Origin of the sequence: Kribbella sp. NPDC048928, from assembly GCF_043197975.1 — a bacterium.
In the GTDB taxonomy this organism is placed as follows: Bacteria; Actinomycetota; Actinomycetes; order Propionibacteriales; family Kribbellaceae; genus Kribbella.
In genome coordinates this window covers 187,697-211,062 of record NZ_JBICUC010000006.1, presented here as the reverse complement: position 1 = coordinate 211,062, position 23,366 = coordinate 187,697, and the positions used below count along the sequence as shown (strand labels likewise).

At 67.5% G+C, this 23,366-nt stretch carries 18 protein-coding genes; 2 read left to right on the top strand and 16 right to left on the bottom strand.

What is annotated here, in order from left to right; all coding sequences use genetic code 11:
- Positions 1-6: 6 nt before the first annotated feature.
- The gene (gene fabV, locus ACGFI6_RS26160) at positions 7-1,188 is read left to right on the top strand and encodes an enoyl-[acyl-carrier-protein] reductase FabV (RefSeq protein WP_393122877.1); all 1,182 of its coding nucleotides are present in this window, start codon (positions 7-9) and stop codon (positions 1,186-1,188) included.
- On the opposite strand, the gene ACGFI6_RS26155 is transcribed toward fabV, so the two are convergent.
- A complete protein-coding gene (locus tag ACGFI6_RS26155; protein ID WP_393122875.1) occupies positions 1,175-3,676 on the bottom strand; it encodes a DEAD/DEAH box helicase in 2,502 nt (833 codons plus the stop codon). The two genes, fabV and ACGFI6_RS26155, sit on opposite strands and share 14 nt — an antisense overlap.
- A gap of 530 nt (positions 3,677-4,206) precedes the next feature.
- Here ACGFI6_RS26155 and ACGFI6_RS26150 point away from each other — a divergent pair.
- Complete coding sequence (locus ACGFI6_RS26150; RefSeq protein ID WP_393122873.1) at positions 4,207-5,262, top strand: SGNH/GDSL hydrolase family protein; 1,056 nt, start codon at positions 4,207-4,209, stop codon at positions 5,260-5,262.
- Between the two features lie 45 nt (positions 5,263-5,307).
- Here ACGFI6_RS26150 and ACGFI6_RS26145 read toward each other — a convergent pair whose 3' ends face one another.
- From ACGFI6_RS26145 to ACGFI6_RS26075, 15 genes are all read right to left on the bottom strand, one after another.
- A complete protein-coding gene (locus ACGFI6_RS26145; RefSeq protein ID WP_393122871.1) occupies positions 5,308-6,924 on the bottom strand; it encodes a hypothetical protein in 1,617 nt (538 codons plus the stop codon).
- On the bottom strand, positions 6,921-7,829 hold the full coding sequence (locus ACGFI6_RS26140) for a carbohydrate ABC transporter permease (RefSeq protein ID WP_393122869.1): 909 nt from the start codon (positions 7,827-7,829) through the stop codon (positions 6,921-6,923). The genes ACGFI6_RS26145 and ACGFI6_RS26140 overlap by 4 nt, the downstream gene beginning before the upstream one ends.
- A complete protein-coding gene (locus ACGFI6_RS26135) occupies positions 7,826-8,866 on the bottom strand; it encodes an ABC transporter permease (RefSeq protein WP_393122868.1) in 1,041 nt (346 codons plus the stop codon). Before ACGFI6_RS26135 ends, ACGFI6_RS26140 begins: the two co-directional genes overlap by 4 nt.
- Before the next feature lie 122 nt (positions 8,867-8,988).
- Complete coding sequence (locus ACGFI6_RS26130) at positions 8,989-9,936, bottom strand: MBL fold metallo-hydrolase (RefSeq protein ID WP_393122866.1); 948 nt, start codon at positions 9,934-9,936, stop codon at positions 8,989-8,991.
- Between the two features lie 5 nt (positions 9,937-9,941).
- Positions 9,942-10,727 carry an enoyl-CoA hydratase/isomerase family protein gene (locus ACGFI6_RS26125; RefSeq protein WP_393122864.1) on the bottom strand — a complete coding sequence of 262 codons (786 nt, stop codon included), beginning with the start codon at positions 10,725-10,727 and terminating at the stop codon, positions 9,942-9,944.
- Positions 10,720-11,811: a hypothetical protein gene (locus tag ACGFI6_RS26120; protein ID WP_393122862.1), complete on the bottom strand. Its 1,092-nt coding sequence runs from the start codon at positions 11,809-11,811 to the stop codon at positions 10,720-10,722. The genes ACGFI6_RS26125 and ACGFI6_RS26120 overlap by 8 nt, the downstream gene beginning before the upstream one ends.
- On the bottom strand, positions 11,808-12,995 hold the full coding sequence (locus ACGFI6_RS26115; protein WP_393122860.1) for a CaiB/BaiF CoA transferase family protein: 1,188 nt from the start codon (positions 12,993-12,995) through the stop codon (positions 11,808-11,810). Before ACGFI6_RS26115 ends, ACGFI6_RS26120 begins: the two co-directional genes overlap by 4 nt.
- On the bottom strand, positions 12,992-13,738 hold the full coding sequence (locus ACGFI6_RS26110) for an SDR family NAD(P)-dependent oxidoreductase (RefSeq protein WP_393122858.1): 747 nt from the start codon (positions 13,736-13,738) through the stop codon (positions 12,992-12,994). Before ACGFI6_RS26110 ends, ACGFI6_RS26115 begins: the two co-directional genes overlap by 4 nt.
- A 16-nt stretch (positions 13,739-13,754) precedes the next feature.
- A complete protein-coding gene (locus ACGFI6_RS26105) occupies positions 13,755-15,596 on the bottom strand; it encodes a right-handed parallel beta-helix repeat-containing protein (protein ID WP_393122856.1) in 1,842 nt (613 codons plus the stop codon).
- Positions 15,597-15,601: 5 nt separating this feature from the next.
- A complete protein-coding gene (locus tag ACGFI6_RS26100) occupies positions 15,602-17,461 on the bottom strand; it encodes a right-handed parallel beta-helix repeat-containing protein (RefSeq protein WP_393122854.1) in 1,860 nt (619 codons plus the stop codon).
- 26 nt (positions 17,462-17,487) lie between these two features.
- Entirely contained in the window at positions 17,488-18,282 is a 795-nt protein-coding gene (locus ACGFI6_RS26095) for a hypothetical protein (RefSeq protein ID WP_393122852.1), read from the bottom strand.
- Positions 18,283-18,303: 21 nt separating this feature from the next.
- On the bottom strand, positions 18,304-20,238 hold the full coding sequence (locus ACGFI6_RS26090; RefSeq protein WP_393122850.1) for a hypothetical protein: 1,935 nt from the start codon (positions 20,236-20,238) through the stop codon (positions 18,304-18,306).
- Positions 20,235-21,113 carry a carbohydrate ABC transporter permease gene (locus ACGFI6_RS26085; RefSeq protein WP_393122848.1) on the bottom strand — a complete coding sequence of 293 codons (879 nt, stop codon included), beginning with the start codon at positions 21,111-21,113 and terminating at the stop codon, positions 20,235-20,237. Before ACGFI6_RS26085 ends, ACGFI6_RS26090 begins: the two co-directional genes overlap by 4 nt.
- The gene (locus ACGFI6_RS26080; protein ID WP_393122846.1) at positions 21,110-22,003 is read right to left on the bottom strand and encodes a carbohydrate ABC transporter permease; all 894 of its coding nucleotides are present in this window, start codon (positions 22,001-22,003) and stop codon (positions 21,110-21,112) included. Before ACGFI6_RS26080 ends, ACGFI6_RS26085 begins: the two co-directional genes overlap by 4 nt.
- Complete coding sequence (locus ACGFI6_RS26075; protein WP_393122844.1) at positions 22,000-23,283, bottom strand: ABC transporter substrate-binding protein; 1,284 nt, start codon at positions 23,281-23,283, stop codon at positions 22,000-22,002. The genes ACGFI6_RS26080 and ACGFI6_RS26075 overlap by 4 nt, the downstream gene beginning before the upstream one ends.
- Positions 23,284-23,366 lie beyond the last annotated feature (83 nt).

Genomic DNA, 23,366 nt, shown 5'->3' with positions numbered 1-23,366 from the left:
ATCCGCATGAGTGAGCGCGTGGTGAAGCCTGTCGGCCGTGGGTTCCTGTTTCTTGATTCGCATCCGGCGGGGTGTGCGCGGGTGGTGCGGGAGATGGCGGCGGAGGTCCCGTCGCGGTCGGCCGAGCGGCGTACGGCGCTGGTGATCGGATCGAGCTCCGGCTACGGGCTCGCGACCACGATCGCGGGGCTCGCGCGGTACGGGATCGACGGCATCGGCGTCTGCTTCGAGAAGGCGGCCACGGCTCGTCGTACGGCGACTGCCGGGTGGTACCGCACCGCGGAGACGGCCGCGCTGGCCGCCGAGCTCGGCCGCTCGTGGAGCTTCGTGAACGCGGATGCCTTCGCCGACACCACCAAGGACGAGGTGCTCGCCCTGGTCGCGGAGCAGCTCGGCGGGATCGACCACCTGATCTACAGCGTCGCCGCGCCGCGCCGTACGGACCCGAGCAACGGCGAGACGTACCAGTCCGTGCTGAAGGCGATCGGTGCCGAGCACACCACGAAGAGCCTCGCGTTCGACGACGGCGCGCCGGTGCTGCAGGACGTCGGGATCGAGGTCGCGACCGACGACGAGATCGCGCAGACCGTGAAGGTGATGGGCGGCGAGGACTGGGCCCGGTGGATCACCGCGCTGCAGGAGCGCGAGCTGCTCAAGCGGGGCTTCAGCACGGCCGCACTCACCTACATCGGCTCCGAGCTCACCGGACCGCTCTACCGTCAGGGTTCGATCGGCGCGGCGAAGGTGGACCTCGAGCAGACCGCGCTGAAGCTGGCCGCGGACGGGGTGACCGCTATGACGTCGGTGAACGGCGCCGCTGTCACCCAGGCGTCGTCCGCGATCCCGGGCATCGGTCTGTACGTCAGCATCCTGCACAAGGTGGCCGGTCTGCAGACTCCGGTACAGCAGTCGATAGCGCTCTGGGACCAGCTCACCGGCGAGGCCCCGCTCGATCTGGACGACGAGGGCCGCATCCGCCTCGACCGCTGGGAGCTCAACGACGAAGTACAAACCGCCGTCCGCTCGCAGTGGGAGTCGGCCACCGCGGAGAACATCGGCGAGGTCGCCGACGCCGCCTGGTTCCTCGCGGAGGTACGCCGGCTGTACGGCTTCGACGTACCCGAGGTGGACTACACCGCCGAGACCGAGGTCGACGTCGCCTGGCCCACGGCAACTACAGGGGCTTGAAGGAGGCCAGCTCCAGGACCAGGTCGGCGGCTTCGTCGGAGGCGTTGAGGTCGACGGATGCGGTGATGCGCCAGTCGTGGTTGCCCTCGGGGTCGTCGATGATCTGCTGGACCTCCCAGTAGCCCGGGTGCTCCTCGACCATGAACAGCGCGGGCCCGCGCGCCGCGGGGCCGGTACCGACCACGTCGTGCTCGGCGTAGTAGGCCGTACCGGCCTCGGCCCAGCGGCCCGCATCCCAGCCGGCCTCGCTGTCGAGCTGGCCGAGCTCGGCCCATCGGTGCAGCGCGAGCAGCTCGACGCGGCGGAACATCGCGTTCCGGACCAGGACGCGGAAGGCCCTGCTGTTCAAGGTGATCCGGCGCGGACCGGCCGGCACCGGCGCGACCACCTCGTCGGTGCTCGGATTGGTGAGCTCCTCCCACTCGTCGAGCAGGCTGGAGTCGGTCTGCCGGACGATCTCGCCGAGCCACTCGATCAGGTCGGTGAGATCCTCGTTCACCTTGTCCGGCGGCACGGTCTGCCGGAGCGCCTTGTAGACGTCGCTCAGGTAGCGCAGGACGATGCCTTCCGAACGCGCGAGCCCGTAGTACTGGATGTACTCGCCGAACGTCATCGCCCGCTCGAACAGGTCCCGGACCACGGACTTCGGTGACAGGCCGGCCTCGGCGATCCACGGATGCGTCTGCCGGTACATCTCGAACGTTGCCTCCAGCAACTCTTCGAGCGGCTTCGGCCAGCTGATCTCGTCGAGCAGCTCCATCCGTTCCTCGTACTCGATGCCGTCGGCCTTCATGCCCTGCACGGCCTCGCCCTTGGCGTGGTGCAGTTGCGCCAGCAGGATCGCGCGCGGGTCCTCCAGCGTCGCCTCGACCACCGACACCACGTCGAGCGCGTACACCGGGTCGGCGGGGTCGAGCAGATCCAGCGCGGCCAGCGCGAACGTGGACAGCGGCTGGTTCAGCGAGAAGTCCTTCTGCAGGTCGACGGTCAGCCGCAGGGTCCGGCCGTTCTCGTCGGGCTCGTCGAGCCGCTCGACCACACCCGCGGTCAGCAGCGTGCGGTAGATCTGGATCGCGCGGCGGATCAGCCGGAGCTGGGCGCGGGAGTCCTCGTGGTTGTCCTGGAGCAGATGCCGCATGCTCGTGAACGCGTCGCCGTCGCGGGCGATCACGTTCAGCAGCATGGCGTGGCTGACCCGCATCCGGGACTGCAGCGCCTCCGGCTCGGCCGCGACCAGCCGGTCGAAGGTGTCCTCGCCCCAGGTGACGAAACCCTCCGGCGGCTTCTTCCGCTGGACGCGGCGCTGCTTCTTCGGGTCGTCACCGGCCTTCGCGAGCAGCTTGACGTTCTCCACGACGTGGTCCGGCGCCTGCACCACGACCGTGCCGGACGTGTCGTACCCGGCGCGGCCGGCGCGGCCCGCGATCTGGTGGAACTCGCGGGCCTTCAGGATGCGCTGCCGGCGTCCGTCGTACTTGCTCAGCGCAGTCAGCAGGACAGTACGGATCGGCACGTTGATACCGACGCCGAGCGTGTCCGTACCGCAGATCACCTTCAGGAGGCCGGCCTGGGCGAGCTGCTCGACCAGCCGCCGGTACTTCGGCAGCATGCCGGCGTGGTGGACGCCGATCCCGTGCATGATCAGGCGCTGCAGCGTCTTGCCGAAGCCGGGGCTGAAACGGAAGTGCCCGATCAGCTCCTTGATCTTGTCTTTCTCTTCCTTCGTACAGACGTTGATGCTGGTCAGCGCCTGGGCGCGCTCCAGGGCTGCCGCCTGCGTGAAGTGCACGACGTAGACCGGGGCCTGGTGGGTCACCAGCAGCTCGGTGAGCGTCTCGTGCAGTGGCGTGGTGACGTACTTGTACAGCAACGGCACCGGGCGTTCGCCGGACGCGACGATCGCGGTCGGACGGCCGGTCCTGCGGGACAGGTCGATCTTGAAGCGCTCGACATCGCCGAGAGTCGCGGACATCAAGATGAACTGCGCCTTCGGCAGCTCGAGCAGCGGCACCTGCCAGGCCCAGCCGCGGTCCGGCTCGGAGTAGAAGTGGAACTCGTCCATCACCACCTGACCGACGTCGGCGTCGGTGCCTTCGCGGAGCGCGATGTTCGCGAGCACCTCCGCCGTGCAGCAGATGATCGGGGCGCCGGGGTTGACGGCCGCGTCGCCGGTCAGCATGCCGACCTTGTCCGCGCCGAACACGTCGCAGAGCGCGAAGAACTTCTCCGACACCAGCGCCTTGATCGGCGCGGTGTAGAACGTTCGCTGCCCGTTCGCCAGCGCGGCGAAGTGCGCGCCGGTCGCCACCAGGCTCTTCCCGGAGCCGGTCGGCGTCGACAGGATCACATTCGACCCTGTCATCACCTCGATCAACGCCTCTTCCTGAGCCCGGTAGAGCGAGATCCCCTGCTCCCCCACCCACCTCTGAAAGGCGTCGAACAGGTCGTCGGCCTCGGTGGTCCCCGGCAACTTCTCGGTAAGCGTCATCCCCACCATTGTCCCCGAACAACCAACCCACCGGGCCACCCCACCCCACTAGCCGGGCCTGCACCCAACCCTCCCGCCCACCAACACCCACCGGGCCGGCAGCCGACATCTCGACAGGTAGTGCACCGCGGGACACCGTACGCGCAGCACAGTTCCACGCTCAGGTGCACTGCCCACCGGCCAGACACCGACCGACACGTCCTGTCGAACTGTCCAACCCGCCACAACCTTCGCCCAGACACCGACGTGCCGTTCGGCTCGCGGTGTGGGCCGTTGGGCGACAGAATCTTTGCAAACGATTGCATGCATGGGTATTCGGAGGTGAGTTGATTCTCATGAGACTGACAGGGCGCCGGGTCGGCGCGAGTTTGCTGGTGACAGCGATGAGTGTGGCGGGCATGAGTGCGGCGGGCTTGGTGGGCGCTGCCACTCAAGACGGAGCTTCCACTCAAGGAGAACAGACGGGAGGTGGTGGGCCGGTTACGACGTGGGGGGCGGCGGACGACATTGCCGGCGGGACGTTGCACGACATGACCGTGCGGAACATTCTGCGGACGAGTGTCGGCGGGAAGGATCTGCGGATCCGGGTCTCGAACGCCAACGGTGATCAGCCGCTGGTGACGGACTCGGTGTACGTCGGGCGGCAGGACAGTGGCGCGAGTGTGGTGCCGGGGTCGAGCCGGCGGTTGACGTTCGGTGGGAGTACGGCGGTGACGATCCCGCCGGGCGCGATGGCGATCAGCGATCCGTTGCCGGGTCCGGTGCCGGCGCTGACGAGTCTGACCGTGAGCCTGCATGTGGTCGGGACGACGGGTGTGATCACCGCGCACAACCGCGCGATGCAGCACAGCTACAAGTCGACATCGGGTGATCACGCGGCCGACGAGTCGAGTACGACGTACCAGACGGAATCGTCGGCGTGGTACTTCGTCAACGCGGCGATCGTCGATGCGCCGGAGCAGGTGGAGACGGTCGCGACGCTGGGCGATTCGATCACGTCGTCGGTCGGGACGACGATCGACACGAACCGGCGGTGGCCGGACGTGCTCGCCGACCGGTACGCGCAGCTGCCGGAGCCGCGGCGGCTGGCGATCTCCAACGAGGGGATCTCGGGGAACCGGGTGCTCGGTGGAGTCGCGAAGGCCGGCAGTGCGGGCGCGAGTGCGCTGGCTCGGCTGGACAAGGACGTGCTGACCAAGCCGGGCGTACGGACTGTGCTCGTACTGGAGGGGATCAACGACATCTATGCCGGTGCTACGACCGAGGAGTTGACCGCCGGGTACCGGCAGCTGATCGCTCGGGTGCATGCGGCCGGGCGGTGCATCGTGGGTGGGACGTTGACGCCGATGGGGAGCTCGTTCGTCTACACGCCGGAGAAGGAGGCGGTGCGGCAGGCGGTCAACACGTTCATCCGGTCGAGCCGCGAGTTCGACGGGGTCGCCGACTTCGACGCAGCAACCCGCGATCCGGCTGATCCCGCACGGCTCGCGGCGGCCTACGACGGCGGAGACGGCCTACACCCCAACGACGCCGGCAACGCCGCCATGGGCAAAGCCCCCAACCTCGATTCCCTCAGATGTAAGTAGCGGTTGCCGTGCGCACCGCCTTGGGAGGCGGTGCGCACGGGTGGGTTAGTTTTCGCCTTTGATTGCTAGGGCTTGTTCTAGTTCGTTGCGGATGGCGTCGGCGCCGGACTTTCGGTAGTCGGCTACGGCTTCGTCCCAGGCGTCCAGGGGTTTGCGGCCCAGTTGGATGTCCTTGGTGAGGGCGTCCATCCGGGTGTCGAGGACCTTGCCCTTGGTGGACTGGGTCGGCGAGTACAGACCGTACGTCGGCGACAGGATCGCCGTCGGCAGCACCGCCTTGAAGTGGTTGTACGCCGTGTCGACAGCATCCGGATGCCCCGGGAAGTACGCCGGGTACGGCCCGTCCGCGAGGTACTGGATCGGGAACTCCCCGAGGCACACCTCGCTGCTGCCGTCCTTGGTCAGCTGCGGATCCGTCCCGTTCAGTGTGTAGTGCCGCCCGGGCAGACCGAACTTCCGGAACAGGTACTCCTCGGTCCCGAACGGCGCCGCGAACCAGTTCAGCACCCGCAGCAGCGCCTTCGTCCGCTCCGGCGAACTCGGCCGGATCGCGGCGATCGAGTTGTTCGGCGACCCGAGCAGCACCCGCCCGACCTTGCCGCCGTCGGCGATCGGGATCGGGATCGAGATGTCGAACGCCTGGTCCGTGGCCCGCCGGTAGAAGCTCTGCACCGACGAGTACGTGTCCTGCGTCATCACCGCGGAGCCCTGCGTGAACCAGACCTTCTGGTTGGCCTTCGCGATCCCGTCCGGGTGGATCACCCCGTCCTTCTGCATCTGCCGGGTGATCGCCAGCATCTCCTTGTGCTCCGGCGTCTCCCGGCTGTGCACGAGCTTGCCGTCGCGCACCTCCCACCCGTTCGGCAGGCCGAGCATCGCGCTCACCACGGCGGTCGGTGGCACCGCGAAGCCCCACCGGTTCTTCTTCCCGTCGGTGACCGCCTTCGCCACCTTCTGCAGGTCCGCGACGGTCGGGTTCTCGAGCCCGACGCCGAGCTTGTCGAGCAGGTCCTGCCGCGCCAGCAGCGTGTTCGACGACATCACACCGCGCTGGATCGGCACGGCCCGGATCCCGCCGGAGTACACACAACCCCGCCAGGACGCCTGCGGCGCGTTCGCCAGGAACGGGTACTCCAGGATCGCGTCCCCGGACAGGAACTCGGTCAGGTCCTGCGCCCGCGCCTCCAGGAACTGCGGCAGGTACGCGAACCCGCCGTCGACGTTGAACAGGTCGCCCAGCGTGTCACCGGCGACCGCGGTGGCGAACTTGTTCGGGTAGTCCGCCGCGGAGGTGATGTTCAGCTCGAGCGGCGCACCGATCCGCCGGTTCAGCTCCTGCCAGTACGGGTTGCGGTCCGCGGACGGCGGGATCGGGTTCGAAGTCGGCGTCGACCCGGTCACCGGATGGCCGTCGCCGGGGGTCCCGTTGGTCACCTTCGTCGGATGCTCCGGGAACCGGTAGAAGCAGTCCGGCATCAGTGGATGGCTGCGCGGCAGGTCCGGCTTCGGTCCGTCGAAGCGTTTGTACGTCGGCAGCGCGACCGGCTTGTTCAACGCGGCGATGTCGGTCGAGCGGGTCACCGTCGAGCACCCGCTGAACCCGGCGGCGGTCGCGGCCGCGGCGATGGATCCGCCCAAGAGCCTTCTGCGGCTGATGGTCATCCCTTCACCGCCCCGGTCAGCATGCCCTTGGCGAAGTGCCGTTGCAGGAACGGGTACACGATCAGGATCGGGACGAGCGATACCACCAGGATCGCCATCTGGATCGATTCCTGCGGCGGCAGCTGATCGGATCCCGCGCCGCCGAGGTCACCGCTGCTGAGCTCGGTGTTGTTGATGACGTACGTCCGCAGAACCAGCTGCAACGGCCATTTCGCGGTGTCGTTGATGTAGAGCATCGCGTTGAAGAACGCGTTCCAGTACCCGACCGCGTAGAACAGCCCGACGACCGCGAGCACCGCCTTCGACAGCGGCAGGACGACCGACCAGAAGATCCGGAAGTCGCCGGCGCCGTCGACCCGCGCGGAGTCCAGCACCGAGTCCGGGATGCTCATGAAGAACGAGCGCAGCACGATCACGTTGAAGCCGCTGATCGCCGTCGGCAGGATCAGCGCGAACAGCGAGTCGAGCAGCCCGAACTCCTTCACCACCAGGTAGTTGGGGATCAGGCCCGGACTGAACAGCAGGCTGAACAGCACGAGCATCAGCATCGGCCGCTGCCCGAACGATCCGGGCCGGCTGAGCGCGTACGCCAGCATCGTGGAGCCGGCCAGGCTGATCAGCGTGCCGCCGGTGGCGATCACCACGCTGACCACCAAGGCGCGCTGCACGACACCACCGTTGAAGATCGCCTTGTACGCGTCCAGATTCAGCCCGTCCGGCCAGAGCACGAACCCACCGGAGTTCGTCACGTGCGCCTGACTGGCAATGCTCGTGGAGATCACCCCAAGGAACGGGATGATCACCACCGCGCAGCAGACCAGCAGCACAACACCTTTGAGGACCCGCGCCGAGGTCGCCGGACCGTCGTCGATCCCTTGCTGCACATTCAGGTTGGTTGTACTCATTTCTTGTACACTCCCGGCTCGCCGAAGATGTGTGCGACCTTGTTGGCGCCGATCACCAGGGCGACGCCGACCAGGCCCTTCACCAGGCCGACGGCGGCGGAGACGCCCCATTGGCCGGCCAGTACGCCGTTGTTGTAGACGTAGGTGTCGAGGACCTCGCTCGCGGGCCGGCCGACCAGGTTCTGCTGCAGGATGATCTGCTCGAACCCGACGCTCAGCGAGTCACCGAGCCGCAGGATCAGCAGCAGGATGATCAGGCTGCGGATACCGGGCACGGTGACGTGCCACAGTTGCCGCCATCTCGACGCACCGTCGACGCGGGCCGCTTCATACAACCCGGGATCGATCTGGCTCAGCGCGGCCAGGAACAGGATCGTGGCCCACCCGGTGTCCTTCCAGATCACCTGACTGGTGAGCAGCGCGATGAAGCCGTCCGGGTTGCCGAGGAAATCGATCGTCCCCATGCCGTGCGAACGCAGGAAGTTGTTGATCAGTCCGCTGCCGCCGAGCATCTGCTGGAAGATCGCGACCACGATCACCCAGGACAGGAAGTGCGGCAGGTACAGCACCGACTGGACGATCCGCTTGATCCGCTCGGACAGCAGGCTGTTCAGCAGCAGGGCCAGCGCGATCGGCGCCGGGAACACGAAGACCACCTGGACGATCGTGATCAGCAGCGTGTTCTTCAGCGCGTTCAGGAACTCCGTGTCGCCGTTGAAGATCACGGTGAAGTTGTCCCAGCCGACCCAGGCGCTGCGGCCGAGCGGGACGAACGGCAGGTATTCCTGGAACGCGATCAGGTTCCCGAGCAGCGGCAGGTAGTGGAACAGCAGGAGCAGCAGGAGCCCCGGCAGGGCCATCAGCAGCAGGATCTTGTCCCGGCGGGCGCGGCCCCACCACGACAGCGCCTTGCTGCGGCCGGCCGCGCCATTCCCAGTACTGTTCCCCGTACTGTCCGTAGCCGTGCCCGGTGGTCCGGAGCCTGTCGGTTTCCCAGCCGGGGACTGCCGGCCGGGGATCTGGTCTGTTTGAGCCACAGGACACTCCCAGGGTGATGCCCCCCACGACCGGAGAGCGCTTTCCGTTCTCCTTTGTTCGACTGTGTCGTGTCTTGGGGAGTCCTGCAGCTTCGGTCGGAGTGTCTCGCCGAAACCGGCTGCTACTGGCCGGCTGGGTGGTGCCAGCGGGTTTCGGCGCCTCCGGTGCGGGCCAGGTGCTCGAGGTGTGCACGGGCCATCCGGACGGTCTGCAGATTGATCCCGCCGTACCTCCCGAGGTCGGTACCGATGGCGTCGGCGAGGTCACGGACAGTCAGCGAACCGCGGTTCCGGAGCAGGCGGGTGCTGAGGGCATCGACCGCGGTCACCCACTCGAGGCTCTCCTCGATGAGCCTGCGCCCGGCGGTCGCGTCCATCGCGTCGCCGTGTGACGGGACCAGAACGTCGAAGTCCAACTCGAGGAGCCGGGTCAGTCCGGTCGTGTATCGCGTGACGTCGGTGTAGAGCGGCGCCAGCCACAGCTCGCTCTCGAGGTACGGACGCCCGCGGCCCTGCACGTCGTCGAACGTGAACAGCGTCCGCGAGGTCTCGTCGAGTACGGCGATGTGGCCGGGACTGTGGCCGCTGGTCGTGATCACCTGCAGCGGCCGCTCGCCCGGCAGCCGGTCGCCGTCGCGGAGCAGTACGTCGATCCGCACCCGCTCGTCGAGCATTCCGAACAGCTCGGACCGCTCGTCCTCGGACAGGTCCATCGCGTCCGGGTCCGAGCCCCACAGCTCGTCGATCAGCCGCTCGTTGTCCTCGAGCCAGCCGGCCTCCAATGCCGGCGCCGCGAACCGGGCCGCAGCACTGTGTTTACGCAGTACGGCGTTGCCGCCCATGTGGTCGGGATGCGCGTGGCTGTTGACGATCAGCGTCAGGTCCGAGAGCCCAAGTCCCAAAGCAGAAAGCTCAGGCGCGGTCGACGACTCCGGTGTGGAGGCGATGCCGGCGTCGAGCAGCACGAGTTCGTTGCCCGCATCAATCACATGCAGCCAGAGCGGCAGCCCACACACGTGCGGGTAATCGGTCGCCAGCCGATGGATTCCCGGTGCGATCTCAGCAGGCATGTCTCTCACCGTCCCTCGAAGTTTCCGGTCCGTCGTTCCGCGAACGCCGCGCGTCCTTCGGCAGCGTCCTGGGTGCCCAGGGCAACCGCCTGCAGCTCACGCTCGTACTGGATCGCGGCCTCCAGGCCCATCGACCAGGCGGCGCGGAGGTTCGCCTTGGCGGCGGCCGCCGCGACCGGCGGCCGGGACGCGATCCGCCGCGCCAGCTCGGTTGCGGCTGGCAACAACTCGTCGGCAGCAACGATCTTGCTGACCAGGCCGATCCGGAGCGCCTCGACGGCGTCGATCGGGTCGCCGGTGAGCAGCATCATCGCTGCGTCGCCGGCCGGCACCGACGCGGCCAGGAGCGCGGTCACTCCCCCGCCACCGATCCAGCCGAGCTTGATCTCGGCCGCCGCGAAGCTCGCCGTGGTGGCCGCGAGCCGGATGTCGCAGGACAGCGCCAGCTCCAGCCCGCCGCCGTACGCGTAACCGTTGACGGCCGCGATCACCGGGGTCCGCAGCGAACGCAGCGCGTCGCAGTAGTCGCGCCGGTTCCGGAAGTGCCACGGACCGTCGTACCGGTCGAGCTCGCCGATGTCGCTGCCAACCGAGAATGCGCGCTCGCCCGCGCCGGTCACCACGACCGCACGGATCGACGGGTCCTCGTCGATGCGGGGAATGAGCTCGAGCAGCTCGGCACTCATCGCCCGCGTCGCGGAGTTCAGCTTGGCGGGACGATCCAGCGTGAGTACCCCGACGTGCCCGTCTTGCTCGAAGCGGATCCGGCCGTCATCCATCCCGTCAGCCATGGCACACCTTTCGAAAGTCGTCCTCGATCCGGTCGACCGCCGCCGCCGCGTCCTCGTCGTTGCCGAGCAGCTCCCCCACCCGCTCCGACAGCTCGTCCTGGAACCCGATCCAGCCGTCGAACCGCGGCCGCACGAACGACGTACGCAAGGTCTCCAGGGTGGCGGAGTAGTGCCCGCTCCACGCACGGTCGACCTCCGCCGACTCCCACACCGCCGCAGTCGCGGACTGGCCGCCAACCTGCGACACCACGTCCAGTTGCGTCCGTACGTCGAGTAGCCCACGCACGTACTTCGTCACCGCGAGCACCTTGGCGTACGAGCGTGGTGTGACCGCAAGGCCGGTCCCGCCCAGCGTCCCGCAGCCGAGCACGTCCTCCGGCCGCAGCCGCGGTGCCGCCGCCCACGCCAGCCGGGGTCGCCCGGCGTCCGCCTGCCCGTAGGACGCGTAGCTGTAAACCAACGGACAGCACACTGCTTCACCAGCAACCAGCAGCTCGTGGATCCCGATCGGATCGAGCTCGGCGAACTCCTGCGCGCTGTGCTTCCACACCGCACGCAGCAGCCCCAGCGCCTCCACAGCACGCTGTTTGTCGAGCAGGAGCTGCCCAGTGCGGTCTCCCGCGAGCCCGAGCAGCATCAGCCCCGCATGCGGACCAGCTACGCACAGCACCACACCAGACAGGTCCAGTACGTCGGACCAGGCGGCCGGTGGCGTGGCCAGCTGATCCGGCCGGTACGCACAGGTCTGCGTAGCCGCGTCCAACGGCACCGCCCACCCGTGCCCCTCCACCCGGTAGCTCTCCCACGTCGGCTGGACCGCACGGGACTCCCACACCGCCAGGTCGTCCGCCGAGAACACGTCCTCAACCGGCAGTACCGCACCAGCCTCGATCGCGGCGCCCAGCCCCGGGTGGTCGATCACCAGCAGGTCGTACCGACCGGCCAGGTCCGCCAGGGGCGTCGACTCGAACCCGGACAGCGGCTGCCGGTCCCAATCCACCTCGACGTCCGGGTGTGAGTACGACTCCAACGGCCGGTAGCCCCGCGGGTGGTCCCACGTCAGTCCGCGTAACCGCACCTTCATGGCGCGACCACGGCACCCTGCTCGAACAGGGCCTGCTGCTTCGCCTGCGACAGACCGAGCTCCTCCAGCAGCTCGTTGGTGTGCTCACCGACCAGTGGTGCAGGGCGAGACACCTCAGCAGGTGTCCGGCTGAAGCGGTACGGGAAGCCAGGCGTCGTGACCGTTCCCTCGGTGGGGTGCTCGTACGTCACGAAGGACTCGTTGTGCAGCACCTGCGGATCGGTCCGCAGGTCGTCGTACGACAGCACCGGGCCGCACCACACGCCGCGCTCACGGAGCTTGACCATCCAGTGCTCGGTGGACTCGCGCCGCAGCGCCGCCGACACCGCCGCGGCGATCTCGTCGCGGCGGGCGAACCCGTCCCGCTCGGCGTCCAGCCCGGCCAACTGTGGAGCGTCCAGCACCTCCGCCAGCACGGGCAGGTTCGCAAAGGCCAGTGAGATGTAGCCGTCCGCGGTGGTGAAGATGCCGTACGGCGCGCGGATGTAGCTGTGCGCGTGGACCTCCTCCGAACGCGTCTGCGGTACGCCGCCAACGGTGTGCACCGACAGCTCCTGCATCTGCAGGGCGATCACCGCGTCCAGCATGTTCACCTCGACGAGCTGCCCCTCACCTGTCCGCTCCCGGTGCAGCAGAGCGGCCAGTACGCCTTCGAACGCGCTGTATGCCGTCACCGCATCAGCCAGGAAGTACGGCGCCGCGACCGGCGGCTCGTCCGGACGACCGGAGCTGAACAGCGCACCGCTCATCGCCTGCACCAGCAGGTCCTGACCGGGCCAGTCGGCGTACGGACCACTCTCTCCGTATCCAGAAATCGACACGTAGACCAGCGAGGGCTTCAAGGCGCGCAGCGTCTCGTAGTCGACACCCAGCCGTGCAGCCACGCCAGGGCGGTAGTTCTGCAGGAACACGTCGGCTGTCCGCATCAGCTCGTACAGGAGCTCGCGGCCCTCGTCGGACTTGAGGTTCACGGCCAGGCTGCGCTTGTTGCGGTTCAGCGACAGGAACGACGCGTTGACCTCGTTGCCGACGGCACCGCCCGCGGACGTGTGCCGCTGCCATTCGCCGGTCACCGGTTCGACCTTGACCACGTCCGCGCCGAGGTCGCCGAGCCGCATCGCGGCCAGCGGGCCTGCCATCGCCACCGACAGGTCCAGGACCCGGTAACCGCCCAGGATGTTCATTGCGCCGTCCAGCCCGCGTCGACCGGCAGGATCGCACCGGTGATGAACGACGCGTCGTCGCTGGCCAGGAACGCGATCGCGGCCGCCACCTCGGACGGCTGACCGATCCGGCCGAGCGCGTGGTGCCGGTCCACCATCGCCTGCATCGCGCCCGGGTCGTCCGCGCCGCTGACTTTGCCGTTGCGGATCAGCGGCGTGTCGATCAGGCCGGGGGCCACGCAGTTCGCGCGGACCCCGTCCGGACCGTGGTCGAGCGCCATCGCCCGGGTCAGGTTCTCCACGCCGGCCTTCGCCGCGCAGTACGCCGACCTGTTCCGCTCCCCCACCGTGCCGATCGCCGACGAGATCGTCACGATCGCGCCGCCGCCCTGCGCGGCGAACCGCGGCAGGACGGCCCGGCAGGAGTTGTAGACGCCGGTCAGGTCGACGTCCAGGATCGTCCGCCACTGCTCCGGGGTCGTGTTCGGCACCGTGTCGCACACGTCGACCCCGGCGGCGCTGACCAGCACGTCGACCCGCTCCAGCGCGCCGACCACCGCCAGCGTCCGGTCCAGGTCGGTGACGTCCAGCTCGAAGGAACGACCACCGATGCCGGCGGCAACCTTCCCGGCGGCGTCGCCGTCCCGGTCGGTCACCACCACGGTGCCGCCCTCGGCGGCGATCCGGCGGGCGGTGGCCGCGCCGATCCCGGAGGCACCTCCGGTGATCAGCGCGACCCTGCCCTTGAACCTCTCTGTATCCATGGAACTCTCAGAACCCTCAGGGCTTCTCGTAGGGGAAGGACGGCAGTACGCCGATCTGGTCGTACTGCAGCTTGGAGTCGTCGAACCCGGCCTCCCAGCTCACGTTCGAGAACGTGTCGCAGGGCCCGGCCGACGGCCCGTGGTACGGGTCGCTCTCGGTGTTGGTGACCTTGATGTCCGAGAAGGCGAACGCGCAGCCGCCGAAGTCCATGTGCACTCCGTACGGCTTGGAGTCCGGCATCGACGGGTCGGCGTTCGCGTCGTCGATGATCATCTGCGAGACCTTCGCATCCGGCGTGTACGGCGGCTGGTTGCGGACGCCGTACGCGTAGAACGGACCGGTGTCGCCGCTGTCCTGTGCGAGATGCGACAGCCGGACGTACGAGACCGTGTTGCCGCTGGTGTAGTTGTCCGCGTTCGGGATCTCCGGGCGGGACTCGATGCTGATGCCGTACCGGGCGCCGTGTTCGACGACGGTGTGGCTGATCTCGTTGTGGCCGCTGTTCATGATCTCGACACCGGCCGAGTCACCGGGCACCAGCTCCCCGATGTGATGGATGTAGTTGTTGGTGAAGGTGTTGCCATGAGCAACGTCGCCCTCACCGGGATAGCCACCCTCGACCTTGATGCCGTCGTTGCCGATGTGCTCGAGCAGGCTGTCCGAGACCGTGGTCTTCTCGTTCGCGAACAGCAGCTCGATCGCGGTGAAGCCGGTCTGCTGCAGATGCAGCCTGGTCAGCTTCACGCCGCGGGTGTTGGTGAGCGTGATCGCCCCCCATTGGTTGCGCGGCATCTCCATCTGGGTGTCGTACTTCGGGTACTTGTGCTTGATGCCCGAGTCGCCCGTGCCGTTCCAGCCGTACCGGTACCAGTCCATGAAGTCGGTGTGCTGGATCGTCAGGCCGTCGAGGGTCAGGTTCTCCACCCGCCGGTTCGCGGACGGGCCCTCGATCGAGACCACCTGGGTCTGCGTCGGCCGATAGACCTTCAGACCGTCCATCGTGCCGCCGGACGGCTTGTAGTACAGGGTCTTCGCCGGGTAGTCCAGGTAGTACTCACCGGCCTGGTCGAGCAGGCTCAGCGAGTTCTGTACGTAGTACCGGGAGCCGCCGCCGGAGTTGATGAAGCCGTACCGCGCCGGGTAGACCAGCGTGGTCCGCTTCTTGGTGAAGTTGATGTCGAACATCGGGATCGTGTCGGTGAACCACGACCAGGAGCCGCCCGACCAGACCGTCACCTGCGCCGGCCAGTCGGTGCCGAGCCGGAGGTCCCAGGACGGGTCGATGTCGCCGGTGTTGAACCCGAGCTGGTCGTGCACCGCCTCCTTGGTCGAGTCGAACAACGTCGACCTCAGGTACGGCGCCCATTTGTCGTCGGACTCCTTGTTCGGATAGCGCGCCGTCGTGGCGCGCTTGCCTTCCGCGTACAGGCTGTAGAACGGCTGGCTGACGTCGACCGGCGCCTTGAAGATGCCGTCCTTGTACGGCGTCCAGCCGGTGACTTCCTGCCCCGCCTCGAGGAAGGCCTTGCCCGGCCCGTCCACGCTGCGGTACGTCACGTTCGAATCGCGGTCGTCGAACGTGATCGTCTTGTCCACCTGGTACGTACCGGCCCGCAGGTTCACCACGGGCGTACAGCCGGCATGTCCACGCACCCGCAGCACATCGCGGGCATGCTCGACGGACTGGAAGGGCTTCCGCTCCGTGCCGGGCGCCGCGTCACTCCCACTCGGCGACACCCAGAACGACGTGCAGTTGTCCTGCCCCGCCGGGGCGGCGGCTCGCGCCGCCACCCCGCCGCCGATCACCAGCGCGGGCAGCGCCAGGCCGGCGACCACACCACCGATGAATCCACGCATCGGCCTTACCGCCCGGCCACGTCGTACGGGAAGCTCGGCAGTACGCCGATCTTGTCGTACTCCATCTTCGAGGTGTCGAAACCGGTCTCCCAGTCGACGTTGCTGACCGTGTTGCACTGGTAGGACTGGTACTTCTGGTCGGTCACCTTGCCGACCTGGATGTTGCTGATCGCGAAGCCGCAGCCGCCGGCGTCCATGTGCACGCCGCGGGTACCGCCCGCGTCCGGCATCGACGGGTCCGGGATGACGTCCCCGATCACCATCTGGTCGATGCTGTTCTGGATCGGGTGCGGCTCCTGGTTGTCGACGCCGTAGGTGTAGAACGCACCCATGTCGCCGCTGTCCAGGCCCATCTCTTCGAGCTTGATGTACTTGAAGGTGTTGCCGGACGAGTACTGGTCCGGGTCCGTGACCTCCGGCCGCGACTCCAGGCTGATCCCGTACCGGGCGCTGTGCTTCACCTCGACGTTGGTCACCGTGTTGCTGCCCGTGGTCATCAACTCGATGCCGGCCGCGTCACCCGGGACCAGCTCACCGACGTGGTCGATGAACAGGTTCGAGAACGTGTGGTGGTTGGTCAGATCGCCCTCGCCGGGCCAGCCGCCCTCGACCTTGATCCCGTCGTTGCCGATGTTCTCCAGCAGGCTGTCGGTGATCTTCGTGTGGTCGTTCGCGTACAGCATGAAGACACCTGTGTAGCCGGTGTCGGAGATGTGCATTCGGCTCAGGTCGATGTTGCTGGTGTTGGTCAGCGTGATCGCACCGAACTGATCCCGGGGCAACTCGATCTGCCGGTCGTACTCCGGGTACTTGTGCTCGTAGCCCGAGTCACCAGGAGCGTTCCAGCCGACCCGGTACCAGCTGACGAAGTCGGAGTACTGCACGCCGAGGCCGTCGAACGTGACGTCGTGCAGCCGGTCCTGCGGCGACTTGCCGGCCAGGTTGAGGACGGTCTTCACGGTCGGCCGCAGCACCTTGACGCCGTCCATGGTGCCGTTCATCGGCTTGTAGTAGACCTCGCCGCCCTTGAAGTCGACGTAGTACTCCCCCGGCTGGTCGAGGAAGCTCAGCGAGTTCTGGAAGTAGTACCGGGAACCGCCGCGGCTGTTCACCATCGCGAACCGGGTGAAGTACTTCAGCGTGGTCTGGGTCTTCTTGAAGTTGGTGTCGAGCAGCGGAATCGTGTCGGTGAACCACGACCACGAGCCGCCGGACCAGATCGTCACCGAGGCCTGGCTCATGTCCCAGGTCGGGTCCCAGTCGCCCGGCTTGCCCCACAGCCAGTTGTGGACGTCCATCTTGTCCTCTTCGTAGAGGATCGACGTCATGTACGGCGCCCAGGTGTCGGGGGTGGCGCGGTTCGGGTAGCGGGCATTGGTGGCGCGCTTGCCGTCCTCGAACAGCGTGTAGAACGGCTTGGACTTGTCGAAGCTCGTCTTGTAGATGCCGTCCTTGTACGGCGTCCAGCCGGTGAGCTCCTCGGCGCCCTGCAGGTTCGCCTTGCCGGGGCCGTCGACGCTGCGGTAGACGACCCGGTGGCCGTTCTTGCCGGAGTCCTGCTGGTCGAGGTCGATGCTCGACGTGACCGGGTAGTTGCCGGCCTTCAGGTTGACGGTGATGTCGCAGTTCTGATGGTCGTTGAGGTGCTTGTTGCGGATCTCGTCACGGGCCCGGGTGACTGTCTTCCACGGGCTGTTCTCGGTTCCCTTGGCCGCGTCGTCGCCGTCGGTCGCGACCCAGAAGGTCTTGCAATCGGCGGCACCGGCGGGCTGGGCGTTGAACTGGACGGCCGCGACCGTCACCAGGGCAGCAGCGACCACCCCGGCGACGACGCTGAACGTCGTTCGCCTGGTTCTTCTGGACATGTTGGGCGGGGTCCTCTCTCGGGAGGTCAGTCGCCGGCGTGGCCGTTCTGGCTACGCCAGCGCTCGTACTCGAGGCGGGTCTTCTGATTCAGGGGGTAGTAGTCACGCAGCGGGGCGCCCTCGTCGATGCGGCGCCGACTGAACTTCTCCCACTCGTCGTGCTCCGCGGCCGCCGCGATGACCGACTCGGCGCGCCGCTGCGGTACGACCACCGCACCGTCGTCGTCGGCGAGCACCAGGTCACCGGGCAGCGCCAGCACGCCGCCGACCGCGACCGGGACGTTGTACGCCCACGGGAACAGCTCGGACTGGGAGGCGTAGTGGGGGGTGGCTCCGGTCGACCAGATCGGTACGTCGAGCTCTGCCACTCGAGGTACGTCACGGATCCGGCCGTCGACGACGATGCCGGCGCCGCCGCGGAGCTTGAAGTAGCGGACCAGCATGTCGCCGAAGCAGCCGGTGGTGTGGCTGCCGTAGGCCTGGACCACCAGGACGTCGCCGGGCTGGACCTCGTCGAGCACGGCCCACAGCGCCGTACTGCGCTCGATGTACTCCTGGCTCTGGCCGTCGGCGATGTCTTCACGTTGCGGCATGAACTGCAGTGTCAGCGCGCGGCCGACGATCTTCTTGCCGGGGAACATGCTGGTCGGACCGTCCACGAAGGTCCGGCGGATGCCCTGGTTGTGCAAGCGGGCGCAGGCGGTGGCCGACCCGATCTCGGACAACCGCGACACCAGGTCCGGGTTCGATGGCGGCGGGTTCTCGCCGCGCACCGGCAGATCCCAGACCGGTGTCACCGGAGCTTGTTCCGTGCTGCTCATATATCTCCTCGGGAAATTGAATCAGGCCGGCGCCAGATGGGCGGCGCGGTAGGTGTTCGGAGTCAGCCGCAGGTCGAGCCGGATGGTCCGGCCCGGCGGCATCGTCACTTCGAGTCTGTTGCTGCCGACAACGACCGTCCGGCTGCCGGGAGTGCGCGGAGTCGAGGTGTACGCCGGCGACGGGCCCGGGTACTCGCCCGACGCCGTGGACACGGTCGCCTCGTCGATGCGGTCGGTGCCGAAGCTCCCGGCCTGCACGATCACCCGGCGGGTCTGCGTCGCGGACAGGTTCACCAACTGCAGGCCTGTACGGTCCGGTTCGACCGTGTCGACCAGGGCGGCCACGTCCGGAGGCAGTCCGGGGCGTCCGCGGTCCGCGTCGAGGTACAGGATCCGCATCGGCAGCAGGCCGCCGTTGTAGAGCAGTTGCGGCGTACCGGTGGTCAGCTGCAGCAGCGCCTCGGTGGCGACCGGGTTGTGCCGCTGCCAGTGGTGGATGTTCAGGTCGGCCGGGTCGACGGTGTCGACGGCCATCAGATCCATCCGGCGTTGCACCTGCGACAGCGCGACGCCGAGCATCGCCTCCGGGTAGCCGGGGTTGTCTCCGGCCAGGTAGGCGAGCCACGGCGCCTCGTGGCCGGCGTCCTCCTTGTTGCGGAAGTCGCGGACCGTACGCCAGTCGTAGCCGCTGCGCTCCCGGAGCTTGGTCAGCCGGTCGCGGTCGGTCGTCTCGAACGCGGCCTGCCACAACCACATCGGCAGTCCGAGCTGCGGCGGCTGGTAGTCGAACCACCCGTCGTCGTTGTGCCGGTTCGGGATCAGCAGGGTCGGGTCGGCGCAGTCCTCGCCGAGCTCCGCCTGCCAACGGTCCCGGATGCTCATCGCGGTGTCGTCGACGGCGCCGCTGATCCCCCGCTCGTAGAGGTGGTCCAGCAGGTTCCGGGCGAAGTCCAGCCGCTTCGGGTCTCCGGTCAGTACGACACCGTTCAGCGCGGCGACGCAGGCGGCCGAACCGACGCTGTACACGCCGTGCGGCCAGTTCCAGCCGTAGTTTCCGCCGTACCAGCGGCCGTCATGGAGCTCGCCGACGATGCCGTTCGGGCCGACGTTGTCGGGCAGCAGGCCGTCGTTCGCCTTGGCCCGTTCCTCCCACGCGTCCAGGTACTCCAGGGTCCACGCGGAGAACCGGTCGCTGTGGTCGTAGAGCCACGCGTTCGCGGTCAGGGTCGTCGCGGCCAGGTTGACTGCGGTGTCACCAGCACCGAGTCGGCGGATCATCTCCGCACCCATCAGGTCCGCGTTCGCCGGGTCCTTGAGGTCGTCCCAGGCCTCGATCCCCGGTACGCCGGACAGCGGCAGGCCGAACACCGACATCTTCGCCTGGTTCGCGCCGAACGTGCGCCACTCGTCGTTGATGCCCCAGCGCGGCCCGCCGGCACCGTTGTGCGGCGCGCGGATCGTACGGGTGTTCGGGTCGTAGTTGCCGGTCGGCGAGTTCGGCAGGTACAGCTCGGCGAACCGGTACGCACGTTCGCGGAACACGTCGTCGGTCGGGTCTGCCGCGCACAGCGAGTAGAAGAAGATCATCGACTCGCCGATGTGGAACCAGTCGTACCCGCGCTCGAACTCGTCGACCAGGAAGCCCAGGTCGGTGAGCTGCCGGGTGACACCTTCCCAGTGCCATTTCGAGACGTCGATCAGGTCGTCCGCGCCGCCCAGCTGGTACAGCACCGGCCAGTTGACGAACGCCTCGTAGAAGTCGTCGGCACCGTCGCGGCTCTGCATCGGGCCGGCGTAACGCAGGCCGCCGTCGGGCAGGCAGTAACGCTCGCGGAACAGCCACCAGCCCTCGTCCATCACGTCGAACAGCCGGCGCTGCATGATCGCCCAGGCCGGCGGCGTGCCGACGGGCGTCTCGGCAATGATCGGTTCCGGTGCTGAATTGGTCTGGGTCATCCCTTGGTCGCTCCCGCGGTCAGGCCGGAGATCACGTGCTTCTGGAGCAGCACGAAGAGCACCAGCAACGGAGCCACTGCGAGCAGCAGCGTCGGGAACACCACCGTGTAGTCGGTGGAGTACTGGCTCACCGCGGCGTACACACCGGTCGTCACGGTGTAGAGACCACTGCCCGGGCCGAGGATGATCTGTGGGTTCACGAAGTCGTTCCACACCGAGAAGGTGTTCAGGATGACCATCGTCACCACGGCCGGCTTCATCAGCGGGAACACGATCGACCAGAACACCCGGTGCTTGCCGGCGCCGTCGACCGCGGCCGCCTCGTCCAGTGAGGCCGGGATCGTCATGATGTAACCGGCGTACAGGAAGATCGAGAACGGCAGCGTCAGCGTGGTCTCGAACAGCACGAACCCGGGGATGGTCCCCATCAGCCCGAGGAACTTCAGCGTGTAGACGACCGGGATCACCAGCACCTGGCTGGGGATGAACGTGCCGGCCACGAACAGCAGCAGGAGCATCCGGTACCGGCGCTCACTGCGACGCGCGATCACGTACGACACCGGACCGGCCAGCGCCACGGACAGCAGGTTGACCGACACCACGAACAGGATCGTGACGGCGTACCCCTTGAGGATGTTGAAGTCGGGGTTGGTCGCGGCCTTGCGCAGGTACTCGGTGGTCAGCTGGTCGGGCGACAGCGAGAACGGGTGCGCCAGGATGTCCTGCTGGGACTTGAACGCACTCACGATCAGCAGGTACATCGGCACCAGCATCAGGATGCTGGTCACCACCATGAACGCGATCCGTCCCCAGCCCTTGGTCCGCAGGGGTTTCAGCGGCATCGTCACCACCCGAGGCATCCGTAGAGCGCTCATGCGCTCACTCCTTGGTCAGCACGGGCGCGCAGGCGCGCCACCGTCAGTGCGAGGCCGGCGGTGACGACCATCAGTACGACGCTCTGCGCCGAGCCGAAGCCGAGCGCATTGTTGTGGAACGAGTCCCACAGGATCAGGTACGCCGCCGTCTGCGTGGAGCCGGCCGGACCACCGCCGGTCAGCGACACCACCAGGTCGTACGTCTTCAGCAGCGTCACGAGCGACAGCACCAGGTTCACCGTGACGACCGGCGCCAGCGACGGCAGCGTGACGCTGAAGAACGTCTGACGCTTGGAAGCGCCGTCGATGCGCGCCGCCTCGAGCAGGTCCTTCGACACCGTCTGGAGGCCGGCGAGGTACAGCACCACGTTCACACCGAACCCGGCCCACACCAGTACGGCGATCAGACTGACCAGGGCCCAATTCGGGTCCGACAAGAAGGGCAGTACGTCGGAACCCTTCGAGGTCAGCCAGCCGTTGACGACACCTGACGTACCGAGGACCGCGCTCCACAGGAAGCCGACGACCAGTGCGCTGAGCACGTGCGGGTAGAACAGCACGATCCGGAAGAACGCGTTCAGCCGGGAGGCGCCGTTCACCAGCAGGGCGAAGCCGAGGCCGAGCACGCTGAGCAGTACGGTGCCGACGGCGGCGATCAGCAACGTCACCCAGCCCGCCCTGATCGCTTCAGCGCTGTGCGTCAGGTTGACGAAGTTCTTCAGCCCGATGAACGCCGGGTTCGCGCTGTACCCGTCCCAGTCGGTCAGGCTGAGGTAGAGCGACAGACAGACCGGGACGACCAGCATGACCACGAACAGCACCAGGGCGGGGCCGACCATGCTGAGGGTCGTCAGCTTGGTCGTCAGCTTTGTCGTCTGGCGGGCTCTCACGATTTCGAGCCCATCCAGCTGTCGATGCGGGTGGCGACGTCCTTCGCGTTCTTGCCGGTGTAGAGGCTCTGGACCGCCTTGTTCCACTCGCCGTTGAAGCCGGACGGCAGCGTGTTGGCGCCGTACCCCTCGCCCTGGGCAACCTGCTTCGGCGCCTGGTCGAGGATGTCCTGCACCTGCTTGCCGAGCGGCGACAGCTTGTCGGTGAAGCCCTTGCGGAAGTTGCCGTCCTGCGAGAGCTGGCTCTGGACGGCGGTCTTGTCGCTGACCAGGAACTGCACCAGCTTGATCGACAGGTCACGCTGCTTGGTCGACTTCAGCACCATGTACGGCGCGGCCATCGTGACGCCCTGCGGACCGGGTGCCGGCTGGCCGGCCTCGGTCGGCGCCGCGAACACGCCGAGGTCGAACTTCGGCTTCGCGTCGTCGGCGGTCCGGACGAACCAGCTGCCCATGATGTACATGCCGGCCTTGCCGGTCAGGAAGTTGGTCTGCGCGCCGACGTCCTTCAGGCCGAGCGCGTTCTTGTCGACGTACCCGCTCTTGATCCAGGACTCGTAGCGCTCCAGCAGCGGCAGCATCGTGTCGCCGATCTTCGCCTGCTTGGAGTTGACCTGCTGGAACCAGTCCGGGTACTTGGTGGCGATCGACGGGTCGCTCAGTTGCAGCAACTGCAGGCCGGTCACGTAGTCGCCGGCAGTCTGCAGCGGCAGGTACCCGGCCGCCTTCAGCTTGCCCATGGCGGCGGTCAGCTCGTCGAGGTCCTTCGGCGGGGCGCTGATCCCGGCCTTGGCGAAGGCGTCCTTGTTGTAGAACACCAGCGACTGCGCCTGCTGGCCGACACCGACCGTGTACACCTTGCCGTCCAGGGACGCCTGCTCCACCAGCGGAGTGTCCTTGGTCCAGGCCTGGTCGGTGAGGTCCATCATCTGCGGCGCCAGCACCTTGTCGGCCATCAGCGTCTCGACGACATCCGGCGCGTTGCCGGCCGCGAGCAACTGCGGCAGCGTGTCCTTCACACCCGATCCGGTCGGCGCCTCGATCTTCACTTCGACACCCGGGTTGGCGTCCTCGAAGGGCTTGACCAGACCCTCCCAGTAGCTCTTGGTGAGGTTGGGGGTGATGTTGACCAGCATGCGTACTTCGCCGGTGCTGCCGCCGGCAGCACCCTTGTCGTCGCTGAAGCCGCCACCGCAGCCCGCCGCGCCCACCAGGATCACAACGGATGTCAGCAGGCCGAGTGTGCGCCGTGCTGGTGAGAGCCGTACCGAACGAGCCATTTCCGGGTCCTCCTCGGATCGTCCCGGCTTCAGGGGCGGCCGGGCGTCGTTATCGAGTGACAATGCAGAGCGAGACGGCGAAG

Bases quoted from the DNA above. Each gene is read 5' to 3' on its own strand.
- fabV (WP_393122877.1), top strand. From the start codon at position 7: ATGAGTGAGCGCGTGGTGAAGCCTGTCGGCCGTGGGTTCCTGTTTCTT.
- ACGFI6_RS26140 (WP_393122869.1), bottom strand. From the start codon at position 7,829: ATGAGTACAACCAACCTGAATGTGCAGCAAGGGATCGACGACGGTCCG.
- ACGFI6_RS26095 (WP_393122852.1), bottom strand. From the start codon at position 18,282: ATGAGCAGCACGGAACAAGCTCCGGTGACACCGGTCTGGGATCTGCCG.
- ACGFI6_RS26145 (WP_393122871.1), bottom strand. From the start codon at position 6,924: ATGACCATCAGCCGCAGAAGGCTCTTGGGCGGATCCATCGCCGCGGCC.
- ACGFI6_RS26155 (WP_393122875.1), bottom strand. From the start codon at position 3,676: ATGACGCTTACCGAGAAGTTGCCGGGGACCACCGAGGCCGACGACCTG.
- ACGFI6_RS26150 (WP_393122873.1), top strand. From the start codon at position 4,207: ATGACCGTGCGGAACATTCTGCGGACGAGTGTCGGCGGGAAGGATCTG.
- ACGFI6_RS26075 (WP_393122844.1), bottom strand. From the start codon at position 23,283: ATGGCTCGTTCGGTACGGCTCTCACCAGCACGGCGCACACTCGGCCTG.
- ACGFI6_RS26085 (WP_393122848.1), bottom strand. From the start codon at position 21,113: ATGAGCGCTCTACGGATGCCTCGGGTGGTGACGATGCCGCTGAAACCC.
- ACGFI6_RS26100 (WP_393122854.1), bottom strand. From the start codon at position 17,461: ATGTCCAGAAGAACCAGGCGAACGACGTTCAGCGTCGTCGCCGGGGTG.
- ACGFI6_RS26105 (WP_393122856.1), bottom strand. From the start codon at position 15,596: ATGCGTGGATTCATCGGTGGTGTGGTCGCCGGCCTGGCGCTGCCCGCG.
- ACGFI6_RS26120 (WP_393122862.1), bottom strand. From the start codon at position 11,811: ATGAAGGTGCGGTTACGCGGACTGACGTGGGACCACCCGCGGGGCTAC.
- ACGFI6_RS26115 (WP_393122860.1), bottom strand. From the start codon at position 12,995: ATGAACATCCTGGGCGGTTACCGGGTCCTGGACCTGTCGGTGGCGATG.
- ACGFI6_RS26090 (WP_393122850.1), bottom strand. From the start codon at position 20,238: ATGACCCAGACCAATTCAGCACCGGAACCGATCATTGCCGAGACGCCC.
- ACGFI6_RS26110 (WP_393122858.1), bottom strand. From the start codon at position 13,738: ATGGATACAGAGAGGTTCAAGGGCAGGGTCGCGCTGATCACCGGAGGT.
- ACGFI6_RS26125 (WP_393122864.1), bottom strand. From the start codon at position 10,727: ATGGCTGACGGGATGGATGACGGCCGGATCCGCTTCGAGCAAGACGGG.
- ACGFI6_RS26130 (WP_393122866.1), bottom strand. From the start codon at position 9,936: ATGCCTGCTGAGATCGCACCGGGAATCCATCGGCTGGCGACCGATTAC.